The organism is Streptomyces sp. MBT53, from assembly GCF_016654115.1.
Classification (GTDB): Bacteria; Actinomycetota; Actinomycetes; order Streptomycetales; family Streptomycetaceae; genus Streptomyces.
In genome coordinates, this window is the sequence record NZ_JAEQAZ010000394.1 from 1 (window position 1) to 2,798 (window position 2,798).

At 69.3% G+C, this 2,798-nt stretch carries 2 protein-coding genes; both read right to left on the minus strand.

The window, feature by feature from the left end; translation table 11 throughout:
- Positions 1 to 213: 213 nt before the first annotated feature.
- Positions 214 to 906: a response regulator transcription factor gene (locus tag JHN45_RS51430; RefSeq protein ID WP_200717694.1), complete on the minus strand. Its 693-nt coding sequence runs from the start codon at positions 904 to 906 to the stop codon at positions 214 to 216.
- A 231-nt stretch (positions 907 to 1,137) separates the two neighbouring features.
- Positions 1,138 to 2,798: PQQ-binding-like beta-propeller repeat protein (locus JHN45_RS51435; RefSeq protein WP_236585047.1), on the minus strand; the 1,661-nt coding region annotated here is incomplete at its 5' end.

A 2,798-nucleotide genomic window follows, 5' to 3' on the forward strand; every position in this document is an offset into this window, starting at 1 on the left:
CAGGCTGAACCACCACCCCCGCCACCTTCCTCACCACCACCCCCACAGCCCTCGCCGCCCTCCTCCAGGGCATACACGCCGGCCGCGTCGATCGTCGTCACGGCTGACCCGTGTCCACCGCAGGGTCCTGTGTCGGTCTGCCCTTGCGGACGGCACGTAGGGCAGCCGCGTGTTCCTTGCGGGTCATGGCCTCCCGCGCCCACCGCTGGTCCACTACGCGTCCGGACCCGCCGAACTGGTCAGTGGGCCCGCCCTGTCCAGCAGGCCTGTGCGGGCCGCCAGTGCCGCCGCCTCCAGGCGGGAACCCACCCCCAGCTTCATCAGAACCCGCTGGACGTGCGTGCGGGCCGTCGACGGGGCTATGCCCATGCCCGCCGCGATGAGGCGGGTGTCCTCGCCGTCGGCCACCCGGACCAGGACCTCGACCTCCCTCGGCGTGAGCATCTGGAGGAGGCGTTGGCCCTCGTCGTCGGGCTGGGCCGCCGGGTTGAGGAGTTCGCTGAAGGCTCCCTGCAACAGCTGCGGTGCTACGGCCGCCTCGCCCGCCCTGGCCTTCATGATGGCGCGCTCCACGCCCTCTATGCGCTCGTCGTGGCGGACGTAGCCCGAGGCGCCGGCCGCGAAGGCCGCCGCGATGCCGCGCGGGCTCGGGACCGGGCCGAGGACCAGGACCGCGACCTGCGGGCGTTCGCGTTTGATCTTCACCACCGGGTCGAAGATGCCCGGTTCGGCCGGTGTCGCCGTGCCCAGCAGGCACACCTCGGGTGCGCGGGTGATCACCAGTTCCGCCGCGCCCGCCGCGGGCGCCGCCGCGGCCAGCACCCGGTGTCCCCGCAGCTTCAGTGCCGAGGCCAGTGCCTCGGCGAGCAATCGGTGGTCGTCGACCACCATCAGCCGCACTCCCATCGAGCAACCCCCCAGTCCCCCCAATGGATGCCCACTATGGATGCCCACTGGTCCCCAAGAACAGAGGGCCCCCAGTACCCCCGTTCTTCATGCCCCCGGAAGCTACACGCTTGTTCGACGTTGCGCTGCCCCTACAGGAGAGAAGTGCCCCGGATCGACTGACTTTTTCGCATTCCGGGGCATTCACGGGTGATGAGGGTGGTGCGGGAGAAGGTGAACGGGGGTGGTGGTTCAGCCTGTTGTGCCGAAGGCGATCGCCAGGTCCTTGTCGTCGGTGGAGGACGACGAGGGCTTGTCCGCGTAGACCGCCGACATGTACAGCCGGCCCTCCGCGTAGAGGATCTCCGCGTAGTCCGGCAGGAAGCTGGTCTCCGTGTCCCGTACCGTCTCGGTGCTCGGGTTCTCCAGCAGCGTCGTCTCCTTGAAGGAGTTGCCGTCGATGCTGACGATCTGGCCGCCCTTGTCGTAGGGCGGGTACTTGTAGGCGAGCAGGTTGCTGCCGTCCATGCGCAGCGGGGTGATGGTGTAGCCGTCGCCGGCGTCGGCGCGCTGGCCGGTCTGCTTGCCGGTGGCGAGGTCGAAGGCGACGATCTCGTTGGTCTTGCTGTAGGAGTCGCCGGAGCCGTCGTGTTCCTCGGTCGGCACGTACAACCGGTCGTTCCCTACGGCGAGTTCGGTGCAGGCCTCGACGCGGGTGATGCCGTCGCAGCGGGCCGCGTACTGCTTGCCCGGTGCCGAGATGTGGGCGCGCAGGGCACCCGTCTTGTTGTCGATGGAGAAGAAGTCGGAGATGCCGCTGCCGTCGCCCGCGCTGTCGCCGACGTCGGCCGCGACGACCAGCGGGTCGGTCGACACGATGCTGGCGTACTCGATGCCCTGGGCCATCTTGTAGTCCGAGAGCACCTTCCCGGAGGTGGGGTCGATGGTCTGGATGTGGAGTGTGGGCGAGTCGTACGTGCCGCACTTGCGGACCGCGACCAGTTTGGCGCCGCCGCCGTAGCCGTCGTCGTAGCAGTCGGCGACCTTGGGGCTCCACAGGACCTTGCCGGTGGCGATGTCGAAGGCGGCGCCGCCGTTGGTGCTGCCGACGGCGACCGTGTTCGCGCTGACGGTGACGTTCTCGAAACTGATCGGCTGGTCACCGGAGTTGGAGGTCTTGGTCCACAGCTTGGTGCCCGCGTTCAGGTCGATCGCGGCGATCTGGCTGCAGCCGTTCGAGGGCTTGGCCTTGGTCGGCATGGCGGGCTCGTAGATGATCGCCGTTTTGCCGTCGGTCGTGGTGTTCTTGGTGGCCTGGCAGACCGGGCCGGGGAGTTTGATCGTCCACAGTTTGGCGCCGGAGTCACGGTCGTAGCCGTCGATCTCGGCGGCCCCGCTCTTGGCGTACACCTTGTCGGTGAGCCAGGAGCCGGTGGTCACCATGGTGTCGGCGACCTTGGGCATCGGGACCTGGAAGAGGACCTTGGAGGCGGTGTCGGCGGGCACCTTCTCCTTGCCGCCCGACGTGGTGCCACCCGTACCGCCCTTGTTGTCCGAGGGAGTTGAGCTGGCGGTCGTCTTCTTGTCGCCGGCCTTGTCGTCCTTGTCGGACGAGGACGAGTACCAGATCCCGCCGCCGACGATCAGCGCGATCGCCACGACCGCCGCGGTGATGATCACCGCGGACGCCCCGAACTTCCGTCCGCCGCCGCCCGGTTGGCCCGGCTGCGGGTGCAACGGCATGGTCGGCTGACCGGGCTGCCCCGGCCCCGGGTAGCCGTAACCGGGCTGCTGGCCATAGGGGTTGGGCTGCTGCCCGTACGGCTGCTGCGGGGGCTGCGCGTACGGGTTGGGCTGCTGGCCGGGGTAGCCGTAGCCCGGCTGCTGGGGCGGTGGCGGGGGCGGTGCCTGCG